Here is a 21,766-nt window from a genome sequence, read left to right as displayed (position 1 = left end):
ATTAATCCTCTTCTTCAAGCGCCGCGGCCATCGGAGCAGACGACGCAACCTGCATCAAGAATTCGCCATTCGAATTCGTCTTCCGCAGCTGCTTGATCAACAGATCGATAGCCTGGTGCGAATCCAACGCCGACAAAATACGGCGCAACTTCGTCATGATGCGAGCTTCTTCGGGAACCAGCAGCAGCTCGTCCTTACGCGTACCTGACGGGTTGACGTCGACGGCTGGGAATACGCGGCGCTCGGAGATCCCGCGGTCCAGCTTAAGCTCAGCGTTACCAGTACCCTTGAATTCCTCGAAAATCACGGTATCGCCGGTAGAACCGGTTTCCACCATCGCAGTGGCAATGATCGTCAACGAACCGCCATCTTCGATATTGCGGGCAGCACCCAAGAAACGCTTCGGCGGGTACAACGCATTGGAATCAACACCACCGGACAAGATGCGGCCCGAGGCTGGTGAGGAGTTGTTATATGCGCGTCCCAGACGAGTGATCGAATCCAACAGGACGACGACATCCTGGCCTTGTTCGACCAGGCGCTTAGCACGCTCAATAGCGAGCTCAGCGACCGCGGTGTGCTCTGACGGTGGACGGTCGAACGTCGAGGCAATGACTTCACCATTGACATTTCGCTGCATATCCGTGACTTCCTCGGGGCGCTCGTCGACAAGCACGACCATCAGATAGCACTCTGGATTGTTCGTTGAAATCGCATTCGCGATGTTTTGCAGGATCGTCGTCTTACCCGCCTTTGGTGGGGATACAATCAACGCGCGCTGACCTTTACCGATCGGCATGATCAAGTCGATCACGCGGGTGGTCAAGATCTTCGGCTCAGTTTCCAAACGCAACCGCTTATTTGGATACAGCGGGGTAAGCTTGCTGAATTGCGGACGCTGCTTGGCTTCTTCTGGGTGCAAACCGTTGACGGTTTCCACGAAAACCATCTGGTTGTACTTTTTGCGGTTGCGACCTTTGCCGTGCGACTGCCCACCACCGGTCATTTTCACCTTACCGGTGAGGTAATCACCGGTACGCAAGTGGAAACGACGCACCAGGTTGGTGTTGACGAATACGTCCAGCGAACTTGGGCGGTAGCCGGTGGTACGCAAGAACGCAGTGTTACCGTCAACAACTTCCAAGATACCGGCAACTTCCTGCAGTCCATTGTTGCGGCCATCGTTGTTGTTGCGGTTGTCGCCGCCACCCCGGTTGTCGCCGCCCCGACTGTCGTTGTTGTTCCGGTTATCCCGTGGGCTCCGATTATCTCGGTTATCACGGCTGTCGCGGTTGTCACGATCATCCCGACCGCCACGTGGGCCCCGATTGCGCTGCTCCCGATCAGTGCGATCGGAACGCTCAGCGTGCTCATCGTGGGCAGCAGAATCTGCGGCATCATCTGAAGCATCCTGATCACCCGCGTTATCGAAGTTCTGCTCTTGCTCGCGGTGCTGGTGCTGCTTGCTATCGCTCAAGCGACGAACCCGCCGACCACGACGCCCGCGGCGGGTATTTCCGGCCTGACGCTGCTCATCATTGCTCTCAGGCAGCGACTGCACATCATCAGCACCAGTTTCAGTGCGATCCGCTGCGGCATCCTGCTCGCTACGCTGCTCGTGCGTGTTCCGGACCTCACCATTTCCGGAGTTGTTTTGGTGTTCTTCGTTCGCGCGTGCTTTGACACGAGCGCGCCGTGCACGCCGAGCTGCTGCTGGCGATGGAGTATCGTCGCCAAGGTTTTCTGCCGTTGGACGTGACTCATTCGACCTCTCTGATGAGCGCTCTGTGTAGCTCTCGGTCACGCCTTGCTGCGCATCGTCCTGCAGGTCGCGCACATTCGTGTCGGATTCACCAGACGCCAGGCGTGCCGCGCGCTGAGCTAGCATCTCAGACTTCTTCATCCGCGGCAGCGGCTTCTCCGTGGATTTACGCGGAACCTTGCCTGTTTCAATAGCCATGATCAGCTCGCCCTTACGCAGAGCAGTGATGCTTTTCAACCCCTTCTCGATAGCAAGCTCCCGGAGTTCAGGAAGCTTCATGGAGTAAAGATCTGGGTTGTCCGTTGTGCTCACGGATATCCTTTCGCGTCGTTTTTCGCGTAACTGAGGCTGCCCCGTGGATTCGGGTTGCCCGGCTACAGTCCTGCCTGTGCTGCGCGAAGCACCTCGTACGGCAAAGAGTACGAACTTGCGATTGCTGCAGATCGCGTCCGTCGTCAAGCAATCCACTCGCAGCTGCGCGCACAGTCACAGCACTGCAACTGTAAATAAAGGGTGAAAGTCTCATTACGAAATATTCAGCATGTACCTACTCCGGCACACGCCCCAATAACGACTGATGCAAGTAGTAGTTGGTTTCACAAACCCTACTGTGACACCGCGCCATCATTTTCGTGAGACTTTAGAATAATCGCCTAGACAATTCGCGGAAAGCTCACGTCCTTGCCTATCGATTTCCCTTATAGTGTAGCGCACTTCTAAAAGATTCCCCAGTTCTCCCCCATCGTGGCAAGGCCCGTATTGCAACCGAGGTTGCGTGGCTAGGGCTGTACGATCGCCGACGCTAAAATCAGAATTATGCTCTCGACGATGCAGGACCTGCCCCTGTCCGTGTCCCGAATTCTGGAATACGGCCGCAGCGCGCACGCCACGACGAAGGTCACCACCTGGTCGCCCGACGGACCACAGGAAACTAGCTTTCGTGCAATCGCTGCCCGCGCCAGTGCTTTTGCGCACGCTCTGCACAACCGCCTGGGTATTACCGGTGATCAACGTGTGGGTTCGTTGCTCACTAATTGCGCAGAGCATCTTGAAGTCATGTTCGCAGTCATGTCGAAGGGCGCGGTCTTTGCTCCACTGAACAAGCAGCTCATGCTTGATCAGCTTATCCATATTGTCAACCACAGCCACACGGAAATCCTCGTCGTCGATCCGCGCATGATTGACCTGGTGCGTGATATCACGACACAAACCCCGTGCGTGCGAGTAGTCGCCTTCATCGGCTTGCCCACTCCCCACGAGCTTGCCAAATACGCGGAAATCCTGCCGCAGCATATCGAGATCCATTCCTATGAATCTTTGCTCGATGGCCAACCTACTACTTACGACTGGCCGGAGGTCGATGAGCACGAAGCCACAGCACTGTGTTATTCCACAGGAACCACAGGCGCGCCGAAAGGTGTCGTGTATTCGCACCGCGCGATTTATCTGGCGGCGTTGCAGCTGCGTACCACGGATTCCATTGCAATTACCCACGGTGAATCATTCCTATGTGGCATACCTATTTATCACGTGCTGTGTTGGAGTGTTCCATTTGCCGCGTTTCTTTCGGGTGCGCCGTTAGTGCTTCCCGACGCCGATACCTCGGCACCCACCCTCGCGAAAATCATCGAAGCGACCCATCCCCGTCGTGCTAATGGCGTGCCGACGCTGTGGATCCAACTGATCGTGCATTACTTAAAATACCCACCAGAGCGCATGTCTTTGGTTGAGATTTTTGCCGGCGGCTCCCCTGCGCCACCTTCTTTGATCAAGATTTGGGAAGAACACTACGGTGTCGATGTCGTGCACGTGTGGGGTATGGCAGAAACCACCACCATCGGAACTGTCTCCCGTCCACCATCAGGTGCTTCGGGCGAAACCCGCTGGGGATATCGCATTTCGCAGGGCCGCTTCCCTTCGATGTTGCAATATCGAGTCGTCAACGACGGCGAGATCGTCCCCAACACCGACCGAAACGAAGGCGAAATTCAGGTTCGCGGCAACTTGGTGACCGGTTCTTATTTCCGCTCCGTCGCAGAAAACGATGAAGGGGCAGCGACGGAATTTCGGGGTCATGACGTCTCCGATGACACTGACGCGGTACAGAATAAATTTACTGACGACGGCTGGCTGCGCACCGGTGACGTCGGCTCGATTACCGCAGACGGATTTTTGACAGTCTCCGACCGCGCCCGCGATGTCATCCGCTCCGGTGGCGAATGGATTTATTCCGTCGGTCTCGAAAACATGGTCATGGCCTCGGACAAGGTCGTCGAATGCGCCGTCATCGGCTATCCGGATGAAAAGTGGAACGAGCGCCCATTGGCGGTCACCGTCTTGCATACTGATATCCCACGAGACCAGGAAACCGCCAACGAGTTGCGTAATTTCCTCCGCGAATCATTGCCGAATTGGATGACACCCGAATACTGGGCTTTCGTCGATTCCATCGATAAAACCTCCGTCGGCAAGTTTGACAAAAAAGACCTCCGCGAACACCTGGAGGCAGGCCGTTTAGACATCATTGCCCTACCTGGCCCAGGTGAGGATTCCGCGCACGCGGATGCCGCCGCCCCCACGGATTCCACGGATTCCACGGATTCCACAGAAACGGCCTCCAGCACCGATTCCACGGAGGACGCACCATGATCAGCCCCGCTACCGAATTCAATGTTTCTGCATTCATTGTTTCTGTCACGCACGGTTACTAAACTAGGAACTAATATGTCCACACCTGTTACGCTGCCGAAACCAACTATCCCGTCGACTCCATCTGCGCAGGATGTTGCCTCTGATCTGCCCGCCGCCAATGCCGACGGCACACGTCAGCTGTCAGACCGCTACGGCCGCATCGCGCGTGATCTTCGCGTCAGCCTGACCGATAAGTGCAATTTACGCTGCACGTATTGCATGCCCGCCGAAGGTTTGCAATGGATGCACAATGACAAAGTGCTGACCGACGACGAGGTTATTCGCCTGGTGCGTATCGCCGTGGAGAAACTTGGGGTGCGCAAACTTCGCTTCACCGGTGGCGAGCCGTTACTGCGCAAATCATTACCCAGCATCATTTCACGGGCCAAAGCCTTGACGACGGATACTGGCGAGGCGCCAGAAATCGCATTGACGACCAACGGACTGGGGCTCGATAAGCGCGCAGCAAGCCTTGCCGACGCAGGACTGGATCGCATCAATATCTCGCTCGATACGATTGATAGGGAGAAATACACGGCGCTGACCCGTCGTGACCGCCTGGACCACGTGCTGCGCTCCATCGATAAATGTTCCGAAGTCGGCTTAAATCCCATCAAAATCAACGCTCTGGTGATGAAAGGCGTGAACGAAGACGATGTCGTCGGTCTTGCCGATTTTGCCCTGAATAAAGGCGCTCAACTGCGTTTTATTGAACAGATGCCGTTGGGCCCGCGCGAAGCCTGGTCCCGGGAAGATATGATCACCGCCGACGAGATCCTGGCCAAGCTGCAATCCGCATTCATTATGACACCAGCGAAACAACCGCGCGGTTCTGCACCTGCGGCGTTGTGGGATGTCTGGGAGGATGCAGATCGCAGTATGCGCCGCGGGGCCTTAGGCATTATCAGCTCGGTTTCTTATCCGTTCTGTGGCGACTGTGACCGCACTCGACTCACCGCCGACGGGGCGATTCGTACCTGCCTGTTTAGCAACAGTGAAACGCAGTTGCGGGATCTGCTCCGCGGTGGCGCGAGCGACGAAGAACTAGCCACAATCTGGGCTGGCGCCATGTGGGAGAAACTACCTGGACACGATATTAACGACGAAGGCTTTTTACAGCCTGCCCGCACGATGTCTGCTATCGGTGGATAAGGCAGCACTACGACAATGACTACCTCTCCCGTATCGGTGGACCAGCATCTGGCTCGCGTCTGCGAGCTTGTGCAGCCACCTCACCCACAGCTTGTGCCGGTACAGGAAGCTCACGGATGTTATCTTGCAGATCCGGTACAGGCACGGCAGCCCATCCCGTCGCTTCATAATTCTGCAATGGATGGTTTTTTGCTCCACGAGGCAGATCTTTCCGGCCCCGCCCCATGGACGGTTCCGGTAGTCGGTGAAGTTGCCGCAGGTGGAAGCCCACAAGAGCTTGCCCCGCACCAGGCCCTGCGCATCATGACGGGGGCACCGATTTGTGGCGATACCGATTCATTACGGGTGGTTCCGTCGGAATTAACCAATGCCCAGCTGGGCCCGTCACAATTGCCTGAGCAGGTAACCATCCACGAGTTACCGGGCAAGCGCCATATCCGGCTGCGCGGTGAAGTAATCACCCCGGGCACAGAAATCGCAGCTGCACACACGCTTGTCGACGCCGGTACGCTCGCGTTTTTGCTGACGGCTGGAGTCACTGAAGTCTCTGTGTATCGCCGCCCCCGGGTTGCGGTGATCTCTTCTGGCGACGAGCTTATTTCCACCGCCAACCCTGCGAGCACACGTGCTGCATCCGCAACCATCGACGCCGCGGGTTCTAAGGCTCGTGGCAGCTCAGACGAGCAGGTACATTACCGGATCGTAGATTCCAACGGCCCCATGGTGGCGAATTTATTAGCTGAGCATGGTCCGGTGGATATTCAACGCTTCCATGTCGGCGATGGGGTCGAAAAACTTATTGCGCTTTTCGACGAACTCACTTCATCGGTGGCACCGCCACTGGATCTCATCGTTACCACCGGCGGGATTTCGCAGGGCGTATTTGATGTGGTCAAGGCCGCTGCCACACGATCTCCGAATGCGGATTTCTGGTTTGGCAATGCAGCGCAGAGGCCAGGTTCCCCACAAGGCGCTGGGCTCTGGAATGGGGTGGCCGTCGTAACACTACCGGGCAATCCAGTTGCTGCGTATGTGTCAGCCACCGTGTACGCACTCGCGGCCCTGTATATTTTGCAAGGACGCACGGGATCGTCGGCAGCCACTACTACTGCACACGGCGACGCTCAGAACGGCACTCAAAACGACGCACAGGCACACACACAGGCAAACACATGGTGGCCACACCGGGCAGCACAACTTGCAGCCCACCGCGCACTGCCCCGACCGCGTCCCGGAAAAACCCAGTTGGTCCCAGTACGGATCGAAGCTGCTGATTCCGGGGTGGTTGCGGTACCCACTACCGTCGGCAAGCCCGGCTCACATTTCGTCAGTGCACTGACAGAAATAGCTGGGCTAGCAATTATCCCGCAGGCAGAACACGCAGAGCAGAATGGTCCTACCGGCATGGTCACCGTGCTCGGTTGGTGTCGGTAATACTTCGAGAGGAAGCGAAAGCACATGAAACAACCCCCACATCTGGATAGCTCCGGAAATGCATATATGGTCGATGTGACAGAGAAAAAACCCACCGTGCGCTCTGCAACCGCAGTGGCTTCTGTCGTGTGTTCTACGGAAATCCTGCAGGCGCTGCGCGACGGGACCGTGCCCAAAGGCGATGTCTTCGCCGTCGCCCGCATCGGTGGTATTTCTGCTGCGAAGAAAGTACCCGAATTGCTGCCACTAGCGCACACGATCGGGGTCCATGGCTGCGAAGTTTCCCTCGATGTGCACGATGATCACCTCCGGATCGAAGCCACCGTACGCACTGCGGATCGCACCGGCGTGGAAATGGAAGCACTGACCGCCGTCAACGTTGCTGCGCTCAACGTCATTGACATGGTCAAGGGCGTGGACCGCAGCGCATATATCACCAATTGTGCGATCATCAAGAAATCCGGCGGTCGTTCTGGCGACTGGTCCCGCCCCGAGCCCCACTAAAACACCCAAAACACTACCCGGGAAAGCTATGAGCAAAGCAGCTGAGCAGAAAATTCTTGCCGACGATTCCCCCAATTTCGACGACCTCACAGTCGTCATTTTGGCCGGTGGCCGGTCGGAACGTATGGGTGGGATTGATAAATCCACGATTCGGCTCAATGGCACGCGGTTAATTGATCATCAACTCGCCGGTGTGCAATCACTGGGTATTGGGAAAAAATCTATCGTGATTGTTTCCACCAAGCACCTGGCAGCTGGAATTACCCACACCGCAGAAAAACCGGCGTACGGTGGTCCTTTAGCCGGAATTGCCGCGAGCTTGTCCGTTATCCCGGATTCTGCGAAGCGCGTGGCGATCTTTAGCGTCGATGCGCCAGACTCATGGCAGTTGCTGCCCGACCTCGCTTCGGCGCTAGAACGCAATGCGGAGCGAGATGCAGCGATCATTAAAGACGATGCTGGAATCGCGAATCCACTGTGCTCGGTGTGGCTGTCAGACAGCTTGCGTGCCAGCCTCGCCGAGATCGGCGACACGCACAACAAGCCCGCACGCGCTTTGGTACGCCACTCGGATTGGGTGGCCGTCGACGGTGCTGGGCTCGAGGTCGATTACGACAGCCTTGCGGAGTTGCAGGCTCGCGGTGCAGTCGAGCTGCCTTAGCCTTCATCCGTCTGACGTGCGAGCCAGGCGTCGATGCCACCGCGCAAATTTCCCAGGCCCGTAACGCCCGCCTTGTGCAGGTGAGCGATGGCCTGGGTTGAACGCTTGCCTGCCGCACAATAAATGACCACCGGATGCTGTGGGTTATGCGCACGCACAGTGGTGATGACGCGCGCGATGGCTTCCTCACCGGCAACCTCGGTGTCCCCCGCTACAGTCTTCTCCTCTGTACTAGCCTGCGCTTGAGCACGGTTAAAAGTTGACAGCGGAATATTCAGCGCCCCGGGAATCGCGAATTCTGCATATTCCTCTGGTTCCCGGACGTCGATAACCACGGCATCTTCGGGAATATCATCGACGCTCCAAACTCCATCGACGCTGCAGCTTTCGTCAATGTTGTGGGCCGTGGTAGTAACACGATCCCCTGGTTCTTCCGTGGTATCCGCGTTGATAGGACCAGAAGACAGCACGGTCTCTCGGGTCCGAGCGTTGGCTTGTACTGGGATATATTCCCATTCACCAGAGAGCGCATCGAAATAGCCCAATCGCCCCGATAGCGGAGTTCCAATACCGGTGAGCACTTTAATCGCCTCGAGAGCCATGGCTGAGCCCACCGTTCCAACCACCGGCCCCAGTACCCCGGCTTGTGCGCACGAAGGAACCGATCCAGCTGGTGGTGGTGTGGGAAAAACGTCTTCGTAAATCGGGCCATCTCCCAAGCCGAAGACCGAAATTTGTGCATCAAAGCCCAGAATCGAGGCCCAAATATGTGGAATTCCACTGCGCAACGCCGCCCACGAAATGAGATAACGCGCCCCCAAATTATCGGTGCCGTCAATGACCAGATCAGCACCCGCGAAAATATCCCGGGCATGTTCCCGATCCAGATCAGCGTTGATCACGGCAACCGCTATGTCCGGGTTAAGTGCTTTGATGGTCTCGCGCGCCGAGACCGCCTTCGGGGTGCCGATCGCACCGGTGGTATGAATGATCTGCCGGTGCAGATTAGACAGCGAGACTTCATCACCATCGATGATGGTCAGCGCACCGACCCCGGCAGCGGCTAAATACAGCAGTACCGGAGAACCAAGCCCACCAGCGCCGACCACCACGACGTGAGAACCAGCTAGTTTTTCCTGCGCTTGCCGTCCAAAACCGCGCAAGCTGAGTTGCCGTTGATAGCGCGCAACCCATCGTGGATCAAACTCCATATGCCCTCATCCCCTCCAGTTCAGCTCGGCTAGATATAAACTTGGTGTGTTGTGTTTAATCCAGGCCGACCCATTGGGCGGAGTCGTCGGCAAGAAATTGTTCTTTCCAAATCGGCACGGTGGCCTTGACACGATCAGCCAATTCAGCGCATGCGGCAAATGCTTCCTTGCGATGTGCACTTGCCACCACAACGGCGAAAGCCAGTTCCCCAATCCCGAGCTTGCCTGTGCGGTGCGCGGCCCACAGACGTACATCCGGAAACTCGGCGGCAATACCCGCCACAACGCGCGATAATTCTTCCGCCGCGGAAGGATGCGCGGAATACACCAGTTCAGCAACCGAGTGCCCATTATCGTGATTGCGGATGATGCCGTCGAAAGTGACAACAGCACCAGCTGTGGCATCCGGAACGAGCCGACTAGCTTCTTCGCGTAGCGGCTCTAATGGCTCGCCGGTAAGTACGGTTCCAACGATGCGCTCGTTAGCCTCACTTGTGACCACCGGGTTTTCATCAGCCATATGGGAACCGGGCGAATTAGGAATGGTGTTTGCCATGATTGGAGACTTGCCGTCCTTTCAGCAAATTGAGTGCATGGAGCAATATACCGTCCAGGACCTTCACCCCGTCACGTACTCCTCCAGGTGAACCGGGCATAGCCATCACGAACGTCTCTCCCACCGTGCCAGCAAGCGCGCGGGAAATAACAGCGGTCGGTGTTTTAGCCAGCCCTTCTGACCAGAAAGCATGCGCGATGCCAGGAATCTCTTTATCCAAGCGCGGCTGAATCGACTCAATCACCCGATCATCGGGGCTGATGCCCGTTCCACCAGAGGTTAAAACAACATCGGGCCTATCAGGGCTAGCGAAAATCTCTTCGATCACTCGGGAGATATCTTTATCCGCGATTACACGCGCATCTGGGGTATGAAAGCCTTTGTCACGCAAAAATTGTACTGCGATAGGACCAGACTCGTCGGTATAGACCCCGGCGGCTGCGCGAGTCGAGGACACCAACACCAGCCCTGTGCGTTGCGGCTGATCACTGCCCTGGGTGTGTTGGTGGTCATGGGAGGGTTGGGGATGCCCAGAATCCTGGGTGCCTGCAGAATCGGTATGCACCATGCTGGCCTTTCTGCTGCGGTGTCTTCGCTCATCCACCGCAGAATCTATATGGATTTTCTCCCCTAATCTTATTCGACAACCCGCATACCGCGATATTTTGTGCAAATCTCACACGCTTAGACGCTTTGTGTTAGTGATCGCGCTATCCGGTAAACAGCCCTGCCGCGCGCACCATCGTGTCCCAAAGTCCGAAAGCCAGACTGACACCGATGAAAACTCCCAAGATCAATGAGACCGCATTGTGCACGACGCTCGAATTGCCTTTTGCCTGCCCGCTTTGTTTCGCGGCACGCTCTGCATCATCGACTGCTTTACGATCGGCAGCTTCTTTTTCCTTGACGACGTTCACGTCAACGTGATGCTTCTCATCGACCGGCCGGATCAGGAAGTTAGCAATCACACCAACCGCCAGAAGACCACACATCAACAACAGGCTGGCGCGGTACAGGTTAGCACCGTCCAATCCGGCGTCGGCACGCGATTCCACCAGAGTGTTTACGATAAGCGGGCCAGCGATGCCAGCAGCTGCCCAGGCCGTGAGCAACCGACCGTGGATGGCACCAACGTTATATACCCCGAAGAGATCTTTGAGGTAGGCCGGAACCGTGGAAAACCCACCACCATAGAACGAAATAATCACCAACGTGCTGAGAACGAAGATCGCCAGCGAGGCCGAGGAGAAAGTAGCAACCACCAGGTACAACAGCAAACCTAGTCCGAGGTACAGGAAATAAGTGTTCTTCCTACCGATCCAGTCCGAGACCGTGGACCACACAAAACGGCCACCCATATTGGCCAGGGATAGCAAACCCACATATCCTGCGGCAGCGCCCGCGGTGATTTCCGGGAAATAATCCTGTGCCATCGGTGCAGCATTTTCCAGAATTCCGATACCCGCAGTGACGTTGACAAACAGCACTACCCACAGCAGCCAGAACTGCGGGGTACGGATGGCGGTATTCGCAGAGACGTTGCCCGTGGTTTTCAGCTTCTTCCCGGAGTTGTCTTCCGGTTTGAATCCCGCTGGTGTCCAATCTGGGTGCGGCAAGCGAATCGCGTAGGAACCTAGTGCAATAACCACGAGATACAAGATGGCCAAGGTCAGGAAAGTCCCGTAAAGACCATCGGCAAGATCGGCGGTTTCTGTGCCACCGCCAAAGAATTCCATCAAGGTATTCGACGCTGGGCTCGCAATGAGAGCGCCACCACCGAAGCCCATGATCGCCATTCCGGTAGCAAGGCCGGGCTTATCGGGAAACCACTTCATCAACGTGGAAACTGGAGAGATATACCCGATGCCCAGGCCAATACCGCCAATGACGCCATAGCCCACGTAAACCAGCCATAATTGCCCAATGGCCAGGCCAAACGTGGCGACGAAAAAGCCAACGACCCAGAACAGCCCTGCGGTAGCCATGGACGTTCTCGGGCCAACCTTTTCTACCCAATTTCCGGCAACGGCAGAAGAAAGCCCCAGCATGCCGATCGCAAGGGAGAAGATCCAGCCCACGGCCACTTCGCGGACTGCGAAAAATTCCATCAGCGGGGCTTTAAATACCGAAAAGGCATAAACCTGGCCGATAGATAGGTGAATTGCCAGGGCAGCTGGTGGGATTAACCAGCGATTAAATTCTTTTGGCGCAATGATCCTAGTCCGCGAAAAGAATGAGGTGGCCGTTGCCATGATCGTCTCCCCATAATTTTTGTGTGTTATCTCACTATATCTAGTGTGTTAAAAATAATAGATCACGGCGATTCAGGTCTCAGAAAACAGGCCACCCTTGCAACAACCGGGGCCTTTAAAATCAGCTAAAACGGGTACGCCCACACCCGCTGGCGCGCATTAATCGTGGCACCCGCGGGAACCCGCACCAGTGCATCGGCGGCCACCGCCTGCTGCAACAAATGCGAACCAGGGCCGGACACAATACGCGCCCGAACGTGCCCGCCGGAATACTCAAGCCGGGCACGCAAGAACTGATCCTTATCAGCCAACCCGGTCAACGGTTCCGTGGCAATGACCTCGATTGGGTCCGGAGCCACCCCCACGGCAGGAGCGACAAACAACCGAAAACTCACGAGCGAAGAAACCGGATTGCCCGGCAAACACACGCACGGCACTCCAGCGAATGATCCATAGCCTTGCGGCCCACCAGGTTGTTGCGAAACCGCACCAAACCAAGCGTCGCTGCCGTCGGCAAGCAGCTGGCGCACGACCTCGTATTTACCTTTACTAATCCCGCCGGAGGTAACAACGAGGTCAGGATGATATTCCTCGATTGCCCGCTGCAAGCTGGTGGCAAGCTTGTCGACGTCGTCATCAATGTGCACCCGGCCAACCGGTTCCAGACCGTAGCGCCGCGCTTGTGCTGCCAACATGGGGAAATTTGCATCCGGAATGATTGCAGATCCAGCTTCAGTATCCAGCTCGCCGATCTCTGCGACTTCTGCCCCACCGGTCGCGATCAGAACCCGCGCGCGTGCGCGCACTTGCACAGTCGGCACTCCCTGAAACGCTAGAGCGGCGATCGCCGTGGGCGTCAACACTTCGCCAGCCTCAACGATAATGTCCCCAGCGCTGCTATCAATGCCCTGCTGGCGAACGAACTGACCGGCCTGCGCTGCAACAATTTCCCGGCGCGCGGACGCGGGTTCGCCGCTGTCGGTTGTTGTGGCAGCCCTATTGCCAGTTGCCTCGGCAGGTTCTCTCACCACCGTGCCTGGAAACTCCGGTGGTAAAGCGTCTTCGACGCGCACGATCGCAGCAGTGCCCTCGGGCACTTTCGCGCCGGTCATGATGGGCACGATCATCTCACCGGTATTCTCCGGATCTATGCCTTGTGGGTACACCGCGGCCGGATCGGTACCGGCGGGGATATCATTACCAACAGAGAAAACACCGGGCAACCGCTCAAGCGCGGCGTGACTAAGTGCGTATCCGTCGACTTGCGAGTTGGAAAACCGCGGCGAATCATACGGTGCTGGTACGGACGTGGCGAGGGCACGGCCTAAGGCATCGACGACGGCAATTTCTTCGATAGACGGCCAGTTTCCACATTGTGCGATTAATTCGGTGATCGCAGCCAAGTGCTCTTCCGGTGTCGGTTTTGTGTTTCCTGGCGTTGCTGATGCTGTCTGCCCGCGGTTATTCATGGCTCCATTTAAGCACTTTCGTCTCGCTGTGGCCGCGGTAGTCCGAAAAATTTGCCGCGATAGACACCTATCCTGAGAAATTGCATTTCCGCTATCCGACCAGGCAGAATGGTATGCATCATGCTGAGCATTCACTATTTTTCCGCAGCCCGCGCTGCAGCGGGAACTGCCCGCGAAGATATTACGGAAACTGAGTTCACAACTTTGGGCGAACTCCTGGAATCCCGCGCACAACAACACAGTGGAACCACAGATTCTGGCATGGGACTGGCAGATATCTTCCCGCGTTGTAGTTTTCTTCTCGACGGTGCCTCCGCTACTCCCTCGGCTTCTTTGGCAGGCGTCCAACGCGTTGACGTATTACCACCATTCGCGGGTGGTTAGAAAAACTGCCTGCTTGAATTCCGGTTATTGCTGGCTACAGCTCACGCATATTACTGACCTGGCACGCACGACGAAGTAGGTTTTTCACCATGGCCCAACGGCTCACATCCCGCACTCCTATTACTCGGGTATACCGGGATACCACCGCAGCACGTGCCGAGTCCACAGTTGCACCTCACACCGATGAGGTCTCAACATCCGAACGCGTAGACACCCTCGCGGTGGAAGAACCTCTACAGATCCGCATCGATGGCAGAGATTTTGTGACCACCATGCGCACCCCGGGCAATGATTTTGAATTAGTGCACGGGCTCTTGCATGCAGAAGGTATCATCAGCCGCGCATCTGACGTCGCAACCATGCGGTACTGCGGTGGCGCAGTTGGATCCGATGGTTATAACACGTATAACACCATCGACGTCGAGCTCCGTGCGACGATCACGTCCTCGTCGCTACCGGTGCGCTCGGTGGCAACTACCTCAGCCTGTGGCATCTGCGGAACCACTTCTATCGACGACGTCGCCAAGCGCAGCTCGTATCCCATTTCCCCGGTGCGTCCTACGCCAGAATTCATCTTGTCTCTGCCGGGGTTATTACACAACAATCAAAATGCTTTCCGCCGGACCGGCGGTATCCATGCAGCTGGCGCGGTAACCCACGACGGAAATCTGGTCGTTATACGAGAGGATGTTGGCCGACACAATGCTGCGGACAAAGTCATCGGTGCGATGGTGATGGACGACCAATTACCCGCGGAACACATGTATTTGGTCATGACGTCACGCGCTAGCTTCGAGCTTGTGCAAAAAGCCGTGTTGGCTGGATTCTCTGGCTTGGTTGCCGTGTCGGCTGCCACATCACTAGCGGTCGAACTTGCACGTCAAACGGGATTTTTTCTTAGCGGATTCACCCGTGAAAATCGTTTTAATTTGTATAATGGAAGCTTGGAAGGTATTGACTAGGAACACTTAAAAGGAGAGATTCCATGCTTCCTCGGAACCGCGCAACCACCATTCGTCGCATCGCCACCGGTGCGCTCGCAGCCAGCGCCCTCACACTGGCTGGTTGCCAGTCCGACGGTGGCTCCACCGACAGCTCCGCAGCAGAAACCACTGGCGAATCTGCTGCCGCACAGGACGTTACCCTGTTCGCCGCTGCTTCCACCCGTGTGATTGGTGATGAACTAGTAGAGGAAGCTAAGAAACTGGACCCACCAGTTAATTTGACCATCAACAATGCCGGTTCCACCGACTTGGTCAACCAGATCAAGGAGGGTGCACCAGCAGATGTTTTGCTGACCGCCGACACCAAGTCGATGGACAAGGCCAAAGAAAACGGCGACGTAGAAGAATCCGACATGGTCGCAGCGAACACTCTGGTCATGGTGGTTCCAGCTGATAACCCAGCAAACATCAACAGCGTCGAAGATCTCACTGAAGATACCACCCTGGTTCTGTGTGATCCCTCGGTCCCATGTGGCAACCTGACTGAGCAGCTGGCCGAAGAAAACAACCTCGACCTGCACCCATCCTCACTGGAGCACTCCGTGACCGACACCCTGGGTAAAGTCACCTCCGGTCAGGCTGATGCGGCATGGGTATACAAGACCGACGCTGTTGCTGCCGGTGACGAAATCGAAGTCATTGAAATCCCGAACGCTGAGGATTTTGTGAATGATTACCCAGCTGCCGTGCTGAAGAACGCTGCCAATGCTGAGGCTGCACAGGCCGTTCTCGAGTTACTGCGCAGTGAAGCAATGCGCTCGGTATGGGAAGACGCTGGATTCTTGCCAGCAGCCTCCAAGTAAATAACGGCCCCAATTAAATAACGGCTGAAAGCACCGCACCATGGCACACACTCATTCTGCCGATTGGACCCCGCACCCAGTTCGACCGAAAAACCCAATTGCCCTGGTGTTTCTTGCGGCAATTGCCGTGGTGACGGTGCTGGGCCCACTATCGGCCCTGATTTTCCGCGTACCGTGGGATCGATTCGTTGAAATCACCACGGAAGCTTCTACCCTGGAAGCATTAAAGTTATCGCTCTACGCTGCTGTTTTATCCACTACCATTACGTTAGCGCTCGGAATCCCGCTGTCGTTGTGGTTGTTGCAGAACAGCAAAAGCGGTTGGTTTATTCGGTTATTAGTCGTCTTACCACTAGCTATGCCACCGGTAGTCGCAGGCCTAGCGCTCACAGCTGCGATCGGTCGGCGCTCCTATACTTCCGGGATCTTGGATGCGCTCGGTATCGATATCGCTTTTACCTTTAGCGGCGTAGTGGCATCACACGTGTTTATTACCTTGCCATTTATCATCGTCTCGGCCGATTCTGCGTTGCGCCAGATTAACCAAGAAATCATTGATTCCGCACTCAGCATCGGTATGAGCTACCCGCGGGTGATCTGGCGAGTAATCTTGCCGACGATTCTGCCCGCTATCGTTACGGGTGCAGGCTTAGGACTAGCTCGTTCACTAGGAGAATTCGGCGCCACGCTTACCTTTGCGGGTTCGTTGCCAGGCGAAACTCGTACTCTCCCATTGGCGATCTACCTCAACCGCGAAGTCGACGCAGATATCGCTTATGTACAAGCGGCGTTGTTGATCTTCATCGCCATCGTTGTGCTGTGTCTTTCCGGGTTGCCAACAGTATTAAAAAAGCGTCACAAGCACCGCGTAAGCCGAAATATTGGTCTCAACCGGCAACGCCTTAGTGTGCTCACGGCCGCGACCACGACGCCGGTGGGAATCAAGGTCAACGGTTGCGACGTTCAAGCAGGACAGACCACTGCCGTGGTTGGTTCCAATGGCGCTGGTAAGACCACGCTCATGAAAGCAATCGCTGGCCGCCTCGGCGGAGCTGATGTGGAATTCGTGGACGATAACGGAAACGAATACCGCAAGCAGCCAAAAGTCATTATTTTGACCCAAAATCCCGCATTGCCTCCTGCTTCTACCGTGTTGCAGGCGGTCACCATGGCGACCCGGGATACAGACCGAGCAAAGGAATTATTAGCTGCTGCTGGTCTTAGTGAACTGCAAGCTGTGCCTGTACCAGCGTTATCCGGAGGGCAATCACGCCAGGTTGCCATCGTCCGGGCTATTGCCGCCAGCCCCGAGGTCTTGATCCTCGATGAGCCATTCGCGGGCCTCGATAGCTCGATTGCCGCCCAATGGAAGGCATATTTCCGCACCACTTCCCAGCAACGCACCACACTGCTGGTCACGCATAACGGGCATGATATTTCCTCACTATCCGATTACGTCATGTCCATTGCCTCCGGAAAAATCGTTGCCTATGACAAAACGACAGAACTCACCGCTGCCCCAAGTACAAAATTTTTGGCAACGACCTTGGGACTCAACGCGGTGGCAGCACACATTATGCCTGGCCTGGACACAGACAATGCTGGGAATACATCAACGCAGATTAACTGTGGTGAGTTCTCACTCAAAGTAGCCACCGAGGGCCTTGCCTTGGGGGGCGACGGTGCTTCAGCAAGAACGGCGCACGGCACTGAGGTACTAGCGACATGGCTTCCTTCCGATGCTTGGTTATCGCAACACGAACCGGCCAGCAACTCGGGTACCCAGGACAATTCTTGGACCGGACGGATTACTGATCTTTCCGTTCCCCACCCCACGGTCTGCGACGTCACGGTGGATACACACGGTGAGCAGGTTGATATCACCATCTCACCACAAGATGCCCACGAACTCGGGCTAGAACTCGACGAACAAATTACCTGGGGCATCGACCCAGCGAAGATCTTTGTAACAGCATTGGCTGCCGAAGACAGGACAGTGATGCAGAACCAACCAAACAGCAACTAGGAGGACACAAATAAGGTGCTAGCCGAATGCGGCTAGCACCTTCAGCGTCTCAAACAACCGCTAGGCGTGAGTAACGCTCGTTTCTACTGGACCAGCAACCCCCAACTCGACGACCTTCAATCCCTGCTCGCGGGCGTCGGCAAGCAGGCCTTCCGCAATATCTTCGGTGTGCAGCACCATGATTGTCGGGCCCGCGCCGGAGAGGTACGCAGCATAACCACGGTTCCGCAAGCGGTTGACCCATTCCGCTGTCACTGGCAGCACGTCAGCGCGGTACGGTTGGTGCAAACGATCTCGGGTGCCTTCCCACAGCAAATCTGGGTGATGCTGGATAGCTACCGTCATCACAGCCACGCGGGACACGTTGAATGCGGCGTCACCGTGCGTAACGTGGCTGGGGAGCACCCGGCGAACTGCAGGGGTTGAGGCATGAAAATCGGGTACGATGGCCGTCGCTCGGATGGTCTCGTGCACCCCAATACTCACAGCCTTGTATTCCGGGGCTGAGCGACCATCAACCGGAACCGTCATCCAGGACACCGTCGCTCCGCCAAGAACCGAGGCCGCAGCATTATCCGGGTGGCCTTCAAACGCGGAAGACAACTGCACCACCTGGTTATCCGACAATGGATACCCAGCCAACGCATTCGCGGCAGCCACACCGGCAACCGCTGACGACGCCGAGGAGCCCAGTCCGCGCGACTGTGGAATGGCATTAGTGCAGGTAACTCGCAGCCCCGGTGCAGTCGCATCAGCCGCGTTCAGCCCGGAGCGCAGAGCCTTGACCACCAAATGTGAACCATCCCGCGGCAGATCGTCTTCACCCTCACCATAAATTTCGATCTCTAGGCCAGAGGAAGTGACCTCAACCTCGATGACATCGTAAATGCCCAATGCCAGGCCCAGTGTGTCATAACCCGGCCCTAGGTTAGCCGACGATGCGGGCACTCTGACCGTCGCCTTCGTGCCAATTTCTAGTTCGGTGCTCATGAACTACGTTGCTCCCCTAATTCCTTATACGTCCAAACGGATCACAGAATGCACTTGCTTAACGTCCGACGATTTCTTCAGTGCTTCGACGGTGTCATGCAGCAAGGATTCCTTCGCACTGTGGGTAACCACGATGAGGCGAGCAACGCCATTGTCATTTTCTTCCTGACGCACAGTACGCAAAGAAATACCCTGCTGTGCGAATGTCGCAGAAAGATCGGACAAAACACCGGCGCGATCTACTACTTCCATGTCAATGTGATAACGGGTGCGTACTTCGCCGAAGTCGGCGATGGGCAGGTTGGCGTAGGTGTTGTCACCTGGTGCGCGGCCGCCATGCACCTTGTTGCGGGAAGCTCCCACCAAGTCCCCCAGCACTGCCGACGCGGTTGGGTCACCGCCCGCACCGTTGCCGTAGAACATCAGTGAACCAGCGGCCTCGGCTTCCACGAAGATAGCGTTGTAGGACTCGTTGACAGAAGCCAACGGGTGATCCTTAGCCACCAAAGTTGGGTGGACGCGCGCATTGACTGCATCATTGCCCTGATCGTCGGTGATCTTTTCGCAGATTCCCAACAACTTGATGACGTATCCCGCCTTGTCTGCGGCAGCGATATCGGCTGCGGTGATGTCGCGGATGCCTTCGCAGTGCACATCGTTAAAGTTAACGCGAGTATAGAACCCGAGCGATGCCATAATTGCAGCCTTGGAGGCCGCATCGTGGCCATCGACATCGGCAGTAGGGTCTGCTTCCGCATACCCTAAGTCAGTAGCAATCTGCAGGGCCTCATCGTAGCCCATGCCCTCAGTGATCATTTTGTCCAAGATGAAGTTCGTCGTACCGTTGACGATTCCAGAGATACGACGGATCTGATCACCTGCCAATGAACGACGCAACATGCCGACAACTGGGATCGCAGCAGCCACGGCGGCCTCAAAGTACAGATCGACTCCAGAATCTTCTGCAGCTTGCGCAAGTTCATCAGCGTGCGCGGCAACGAGAGCTTTATTCGCGGTCACCACCGATTTACCAGCACGCAACGCAGCAAGCACCAGCTCACGCGGATAATCAATACCGCCAATGAGCTCGACGACGACATCGACATCATCACGCTCAATCAGCGCGTGCGCATCACCGGTGATCATCTCTGGATCTACACCACGGCGTGGCTTCGAGGTGTCATCAACTGCCACGCCGCGCAATTCCAATGGGCCACCGACGCGTTGCCGGAAGTGCTCGGAATTTTCCGCCAGCAAGCGAATGACCTCGGTACCGACGGTACCCATTCCTAATACCGCAATTCCGACCGGCTTGCCAGCATTGTTGTCGGTATTGGCAGGTGAATTAGCGACCATGTTGTTTCGCATTCCTTCGTAGATCGTCGTTGGTCTTCACAGTTTTCTGCCGACAATCGTACCGTCTTTAGCGGCAGATTTAGCTTGCTTGGCGAAATTTATTCAGCCACGGTGGATCGGCAGCCTAATCCCGCAATCCACGGAGAGCATGGCTTAATGTACATCCGGTTCCACATCGAGGCTCAACAAGTCTTCGATGGTTTCCCGTCGCAGCATCAGCTCGGCACGCCCGTCCCGGACTGAGACCACCGCAGGACGGGTAAAGGCGTTATACCGCGAAGACATTGGGTAACAATAAGCCCCGGTTACTGCCAGCCCCAACAAATCACCGGTGCGCACATCCGCTGGGCAAGCAAAATCTGGGATCAAAATATCGCCGGACTCGCAGTGTGCCCCCACCAAACGGGTGGATTTCTGGTGCCCATCCGTAAACCGCGAGACCACGCGCGCGTCGTAATCAGCACCGTACAACGCTGGGCGAATATTATCCGACATTCCCCCGTCGACCGCGAGATACCTGCGGTAGCGGTCGTCATCGATTTGCACGTTTTTATCCGCACCGACCTCATAGATCGTCACAGCAGCAGGACCAACAAGCGCACGACCAGGTTCTACGACGACTTGTGGCGGATCGATCCCGAGAAATGCCGCTTTATTATTCACCGCCGCGATCAGGTCTGCGGCAATGCCCGCGATATCCAACTCGGAGTCGTCGGCAAGATAGGGCACACCATAGCCGCCACCGAGATCCAAAATCGGCAGCTGCACGCCCAACTCTTGATGCACCCGCGCGAACAATTCCAATAGGCGGTCGGCGGCGAGTGTGAAACCATCGGCATCAAAAACCTGGGAGCCTACATGACAATGGATGCCATCCAAGTCCAAATTACTCGCTTGCTGCGCATCGACGACGGCCTGCCACGCATCACCGGCAGCGAGGGAAAAGCCGAATTTTTGATCTTCATGGCTGGTCGCGATGAATTCATGGGTATGCGCATCCACGCCCGGGGTTACGCGCACGAAGACAGACTGGTGCTGATTCATTTCTGCAGCAATCTCATTGAGCTCCACAAGCTCGCCGGGAGCGTCCAAGACCACGTGACCGACTCGTGCGGCAACACAGTGGTGCAAGAACTCCCGGTTTTTGGTGTTACCGTGCACCGTGATGCGTTCGGCTGGAAATCCCGCGCGCAATGCAATGAGAAGCTCGTTGAGTGAAGCTACATCGAGAGACAAGCCCTCATCCTTGACCCACCGAACGATGCGTGTCGACAGCATCGCTTTGGAGGCATAATGCACGTTTTCAGCCCCGTGAAAAGCCTGCGCCATATCGCGGCACCGCGAGCGAAAATCGTCTTCATCGAAAACCATGACGGGAGTGCCATGTTCCGCGACGATGTCTGGCAAGGCCACGCCTGCAATAGTCACCGTACCGTCGTTGTTGCGACGCGCATTCCGTGGCCAGACATGGCTAGGCAATTCATTGAAATCAGAAAGGTGCATGCTCATAC

The 21,766-nt window shown here is 56.3% G+C and carries 18 protein-coding genes; 9 read left to right on the top strand and 9 right to left on the bottom strand.

Annotation, left to right across the window (positions count from 1 at the left end):
• Window position 1: 1 nt before the first annotated feature.
• Window positions 2-2,074, bottom strand: coding sequence for a transcription termination factor Rho (gene rho, locus B142_RS0102690; protein WP_018120007.1), 2,073 nt, complete (start codon window positions 2,072-2,074; stop codon window positions 2-4).
• Between the two features lie 504 nt (window positions 2,075-2,578).
• Between rho and B142_RS0102685 the strand changes: the two genes are divergently transcribed.
• From B142_RS0102685 to mobA, 5 genes are all read left to right on the top strand, one after another.
• Complete coding sequence (locus B142_RS0102685; RefSeq protein ID WP_049148178.1) at window positions 2,579-4,411, top strand: long-chain fatty-acid--CoA ligase; 1,833 nt, start codon at window positions 2,579-2,581, stop codon at window positions 4,409-4,411.
• Window positions 4,412-4,486: 75 nt separating this feature from the next.
• Window positions 4,487-5,605: a GTP 3',8-cyclase MoaA gene (gene moaA, locus B142_RS0102680; RefSeq protein WP_018120005.1), complete on the top strand. Its 1,119-nt coding sequence runs from the start codon at window positions 4,487-4,489 to the stop codon at window positions 5,603-5,605.
• Window positions 5,606-5,620: 15 nt separating this feature from the next.
• The gene (locus B142_RS11665; RefSeq protein ID WP_018120004.1) at window positions 5,621-7,039 is read left to right on the top strand and encodes a molybdopterin molybdotransferase MoeA; all 1,419 of its coding nucleotides are present in this window, start codon (window positions 5,621-5,623) and stop codon (window positions 7,037-7,039) included.
• Between the two features lie 24 nt (window positions 7,040-7,063).
• Window positions 7,064-7,543, top strand: a complete 480-nt coding sequence (gene moaC / locus B142_RS0102670) for a cyclic pyranopterin monophosphate synthase MoaC (protein ID WP_018120003.1) — start codon at window positions 7,064-7,066, stop codon at window positions 7,541-7,543.
• A gap of 28 nt (window positions 7,544-7,571) precedes the next feature.
• The gene (mobA, locus tag B142_RS0102665; RefSeq protein ID WP_018120002.1) at window positions 7,572-8,204 is read left to right on the top strand and encodes a molybdenum cofactor guanylyltransferase; all 633 of its coding nucleotides are present in this window, start codon (window positions 7,572-7,574) and stop codon (window positions 8,202-8,204) included.
• On the opposite strand, the gene B142_RS0102660 is transcribed toward mobA, so the two are convergent.
• From B142_RS0102660 to B142_RS11660, 5 genes are all read right to left on the bottom strand, one after another.
• Complete coding sequence (locus B142_RS0102660) at window positions 8,201-9,415, bottom strand: ThiF family adenylyltransferase (RefSeq protein WP_018120001.1); 1,215 nt, start codon at window positions 9,413-9,415, stop codon at window positions 8,201-8,203. The genes mobA and B142_RS0102660 overlap by 4 nt on opposite strands.
• A 55-nt stretch (window positions 9,416-9,470) precedes the next feature.
• The gene (locus tag B142_RS0102655; RefSeq protein WP_018120000.1) at window positions 9,471-9,971 is read right to left on the bottom strand and encodes a molybdenum cofactor biosynthesis protein MoaE; all 501 of its coding nucleotides are present in this window, start codon (window positions 9,969-9,971) and stop codon (window positions 9,471-9,473) included.
• The gene (locus tag B142_RS0102650; RefSeq protein WP_018119999.1) at window positions 9,952-10,539 is read right to left on the bottom strand and encodes a MogA/MoaB family molybdenum cofactor biosynthesis protein; all 588 of its coding nucleotides are present in this window, start codon (window positions 10,537-10,539) and stop codon (window positions 9,952-9,954) included. Before B142_RS0102650 ends, B142_RS0102655 begins: the two co-directional genes overlap by 20 nt.
• 142 nt (window positions 10,540-10,681) lie before the next feature.
• The gene (locus B142_RS0102645; protein ID WP_018119998.1) at window positions 10,682-12,223 is read right to left on the bottom strand and encodes an L-lactate MFS transporter; all 1,542 of its coding nucleotides are present in this window, start codon (window positions 12,221-12,223) and stop codon (window positions 10,682-10,684) included.
• A 125-nt stretch (window positions 12,224-12,348) separates the two neighbouring features.
• Complete coding sequence (locus B142_RS11660; protein WP_018119997.1) at window positions 12,349-13,692, bottom strand: molybdopterin molybdotransferase MoeA; 1,344 nt, start codon at window positions 13,690-13,692, stop codon at window positions 12,349-12,351.
• Window positions 13,693-13,815: 123 nt separating this feature from the next.
• Here B142_RS11660 and B142_RS0102635 point away from each other — a divergent pair, with 123 nt between their 5' ends.
• The 4 genes from B142_RS0102635 (at window position 13,816) to B142_RS11655 (ending at window position 17,909) form a co-directional block, all read left to right on the top strand.
• Window positions 13,816-14,076 carry a MoaD/ThiS family protein gene (locus B142_RS0102635; RefSeq protein WP_026167774.1) on the top strand — a complete coding sequence of 87 codons (261 nt, stop codon included), beginning with the start codon at window positions 13,816-13,818 and terminating at the stop codon, window positions 14,074-14,076.
• An 89-nt stretch (window positions 14,077-14,165) separates the two neighbouring features.
• On the top strand, window positions 14,166-15,038 hold the full coding sequence (gene fdhD / locus B142_RS0102630; protein WP_018119995.1) for a formate dehydrogenase accessory sulfurtransferase FdhD: 873 nt from the start codon (window positions 14,166-14,168) through the stop codon (window positions 15,036-15,038).
• 23 nt (window positions 15,039-15,061) lie between these two features.
• Complete coding sequence (gene modA / locus B142_RS0102625) at window positions 15,062-15,883, top strand: molybdate ABC transporter substrate-binding protein (protein WP_018119994.1); 822 nt, start codon at window positions 15,062-15,064, stop codon at window positions 15,881-15,883.
• Window positions 15,884-15,923: 40 nt separating this feature from the next.
• On the top strand, window positions 15,924-17,909 hold the full coding sequence (locus B142_RS11655; protein ID WP_018119993.1) for an ATP-binding cassette domain-containing protein: 1,986 nt from the start codon (window positions 15,924-15,926) through the stop codon (window positions 17,907-17,909).
• A gap of 60 nt (window positions 17,910-17,969) precedes the next feature.
• On the opposite strand, the gene thrB is transcribed toward B142_RS11655, so the two are convergent.
• The 3 genes from thrB to lysA all read right to left on the bottom strand — a co-directional run bounded on the left by thrB (window position 17,970) and on the right by lysA (window position 21,764).
• On the bottom strand, window positions 17,970-18,899 hold the full coding sequence (thrB, locus tag B142_RS0102615) for a homoserine kinase (protein WP_018119992.1): 930 nt from the start codon (window positions 18,897-18,899) through the stop codon (window positions 17,970-17,972).
• 24 nt (window positions 18,900-18,923) lie between these two features.
• Window positions 18,924-20,255, bottom strand: coding sequence for a homoserine dehydrogenase (locus B142_RS0102610; RefSeq protein ID WP_018119991.1), 1,332 nt, complete (start codon window positions 20,253-20,255; stop codon window positions 18,924-18,926).
• Between the two features lie 153 nt (window positions 20,256-20,408).
• Entirely contained in the window at window positions 20,409-21,764 is a 1,356-nt protein-coding gene (gene lysA / locus B142_RS0102605; protein ID WP_018119990.1) for a diaminopimelate decarboxylase, read from the bottom strand.
• Window positions 21,765-21,766: the final 2 nt, after the last annotated feature.

It is taken from the genome of Corynebacterium propinquum DSM 44285 (genome assembly GCF_000375525.1).
GTDB lineage: Bacteria > Actinomycetota > Actinomycetes > Mycobacteriales > Mycobacteriaceae > Corynebacterium > Corynebacterium propinquum.
Note: the sequence above shows the minus strand (reverse complement) of the source record. Positions and strands in the feature narration are given on the sequence as shown.

Bases quoted from the DNA above. Each gene is read 5' to 3' on its own strand.
- B142_RS0102660 (WP_018120001.1), bottom strand. From the start codon at position 9,415: ATGGAGTTTGATCCACGATGGGTTGCGCGCTATCAACGGCAACTCAGC.
- B142_RS0102645 (WP_018119998.1), bottom strand. From the start codon at position 12,223: ATGGCAACGGCCACCTCATTCTTTTCGCGGACTAGGATCATTGCGCCA.
- B142_RS0102685 (WP_049148178.1), top strand. From the start codon at position 2,579: ATGCTCTCGACGATGCAGGACCTGCCCCTGTCCGTGTCCCGAATTCTG.
- B142_RS11665 (WP_018120004.1), top strand. From the start codon at position 5,621: ATGACTACCTCTCCCGTATCGGTGGACCAGCATCTGGCTCGCGTCTGC.
- moaA (WP_018120005.1), top strand. From the start codon at position 4,487: ATGTCCACACCTGTTACGCTGCCGAAACCAACTATCCCGTCGACTCCA.
- moaC (WP_018120003.1), top strand. From the start codon at position 7,064: ATGAAACAACCCCCACATCTGGATAGCTCCGGAAATGCATATATGGTC.
- B142_RS0102650 (WP_018119999.1), bottom strand. From the start codon at position 10,539: ATGGTGCATACCGATTCTGCAGGCACCCAGGATTCTGGGCATCCCCAA.
- fdhD (WP_018119995.1), top strand. From the start codon at position 14,166: ATGGCCCAACGGCTCACATCCCGCACTCCTATTACTCGGGTATACCGG.
- thrB (WP_018119992.1), bottom strand. From the start codon at position 18,899: ATGAGCACCGAACTAGAAATTGGCACGAAGGCGACGGTCAGAGTGCCC.
- lysA (WP_018119990.1), bottom strand. From the start codon at position 21,764: ATGAGCATGCACCTTTCTGATTTCAATGAATTGCCTAGCCATGTCTGG.
- modA (WP_018119994.1), top strand. From the start codon at position 15,062: ATGCTTCCTCGGAACCGCGCAACCACCATTCGTCGCATCGCCACCGGT.
- B142_RS0102655 (WP_018120000.1), bottom strand. From the start codon at position 9,971: ATGGCAAACACCATTCCTAATTCGCCCGGTTCCCATATGGCTGATGAA.
- B142_RS0102610 (WP_018119991.1), bottom strand. From the start codon at position 20,255: ATGGTCGCTAATTCACCTGCCAATACCGACAACAATGCTGGCAAGCCG.
- mobA (WP_018120002.1), top strand. From the start codon at position 7,572: ATGAGCAAAGCAGCTGAGCAGAAAATTCTTGCCGACGATTCCCCCAAT.
- B142_RS11660 (WP_018119997.1), bottom strand. From the start codon at position 13,692: ATGAATAACCGCGGGCAGACAGCATCAGCAACGCCAGGAAACACAAAA.
- B142_RS11655 (WP_018119993.1), top strand. From the start codon at position 15,924: ATGGCACACACTCATTCTGCCGATTGGACCCCGCACCCAGTTCGACCG.